The organism is Nocardia sp. NRRL WC-3656, assembly GCF_000720265.1.
Taxonomy (GTDB): domain Bacteria; phylum Actinomycetota; class Actinomycetes; order Mycobacteriales; family Mycobacteriaceae; genus Nocardia; species Nocardia nova.
On sequence record NZ_JOJF01000082.1, the window covers coordinates 1 to 1,794 of the forward strand.

The window sequence follows — 1,794 nt, forward strand, 5'->3', positions numbered from 1 at the left end:
CTGCAGCCACACCCACCACCCAGTGGCCTGCGGCATCGACTGAAACCGATCGACACCGGACTCAAAAGCCGAGTGGTCGCACAATCGGGGACAGGCCAGTGTGGCACGAACCCGGTGACACCCAGATCAGTGGCGACTGGTTCGGCGCGGACGAGGGCCTACGCATGTACCAGAAATTCATGGAGATCAGCGGCCGCACATATCGGGACGAACTGATCGACATCGTGGCCAACGATCGCATCGAGGTCGCTATTGTGCGCCATCACCTCGAACGTGACGGCGAGAAGCTGAGCTACGTCCTGGCCCAGGTGTACCGTATCGACAACGGAAAGCTCGTCGAGTATTGGGAGTATCCGGAGCCGGCCTTTTACCACGCGTGGCGATGAGGTCGACTCAGATCTGTTGGGCGGCGCTGCGATTCGCAGGGTCGGCCGACTCCGGATACCTGACCAACCGCTACGACCCTACTGGAGAAGTATCCGGTTCCCGACGTGAGCGAGGTGAAATGAAAATGAACCGGCGTCAGCGTTGGACGGCTGACGCGATACCGGATCAATCGGGGCGCACTGTCGTTGTAACAGGCGCTAATTCGGGTATTGGGTACGAGATCGCCGCTGCTCTTGCGCGTCGCGGAGCCCGCACGGTGCTCGCCGTGCGAGACATCGGCGCGGGAACCGAAGCTGCCGCCAGAATCGCCGACTCTCAACTCGGCGCTACCGTCAGCGTGCAGCAGCTCGATCTCGCATCCATGCGATCTGTCAGATCCGCGGCCGCCGAACTGCGCGCAAGCTACCCCCGCATTGACCTGTTGATCAACAACGCGGGGCTGGTCGCGTTTACGAAGGGATCCACCGAGGAGGGCTTCGAACTCCACTTCGGCGTGTGTCACCTCGGACACTTCGCGCTGACAGGCTTGCTCTTGGATATGCTAATGAACACACCCGGAGCCCGAATCGTGACCGTGAGCAGTTTCGGCCACCGCATGGCTGGTGACGGCATCGACTTCGCCGACCCACACTGGCAACGGCGTCCCTACAAGTGGGTACACGCCTACGGCCAGGCCAAGCTCGCCAACCTGCTCTTCACATACGAACTCCAACGTCGGCTGGCTGCGGCCTCAGGTACGAACGCCATCGCCGTGGCAGCGCACCCGGGCACGACGAAGACACAACTCGTTAGGGACGCCCCGATATCCATACGGCTGCAGAACAGACTGCTCGGCAGCTTGCGTCAAGGCGCTGCGATGGGAGCACTGCCGATATTGCGCGCCGCAACGGATCCCGCAGTTGTAGGCGGCCAATACTTCGGTCCCAGAGGACTGGGCGAACTACGAGGCCATCCCCGGATCGTCAGCTCGTCTGCCACCTCCCGCAATGCCCTGCTTCAGCGCAGATTATGGGAGATGTCCGAGGACCTCACCGGTGTTCGGTATTCCATATGACCACCGACGAAGCAGTATCTGAAGTCTTTCGGGGGACGGAAGCTCACATGTCGATGGAGAACCACCAACCGCAAGTGGTGTCTGAACCCGCAGCGCCACATCGGCTCTCGAAGCGGTACATCGGGCCGTCGTTCCGATCATCGCTTCCGCCCACAATGACACGCTGTTCGTCGCTCGCCGCTGTGTCGACGCCCATGCCGGCGTCGTTATCGACCCGACGGGCAACTGCATCCGCAAACAAGTCCGCGCAGCCGCTAGGTCGCGTCTCCCAATAGTGTTTGTCGATCGGCCTGCTGTGTGGGGCCGATCGGGCATCATGTTCGCCGTGGTGACGGTGGTGGGTGATCGGTATC

3 protein-coding genes are annotated in these 1,794 nt (G+C 61.6%); 2 read left to right on the forward strand and 1 reads right to left on the reverse strand.

Features of this window, described 5'->3' with window-relative positions:
* Positions 1-386 (forward strand): nuclear transport factor 2 family protein (locus tag IG65_RS0133890; RefSeq protein ID WP_231509620.1); only part of this gene is annotated, 386 nt, incomplete at its 5' end.
* Positions 387-505: 119 nt separating this feature from the next.
* The gene (locus IG65_RS0133895; protein WP_030519001.1) at positions 506-1,441 is read left to right on the forward strand and encodes an oxidoreductase; all 936 of its coding nucleotides are present in this window, start codon (positions 506-508) and stop codon (positions 1,439-1,441) included.
* Positions 1,442-1,484: 43 nt separating this feature from the next.
* Here IG65_RS0133895 and IG65_RS39505 read toward each other — a convergent pair.
* Positions 1,485-1,794 (reverse strand): hypothetical protein (locus tag IG65_RS39505; RefSeq protein ID WP_231509623.1); only part of this gene is annotated, 310 nt, incomplete at its 5' end.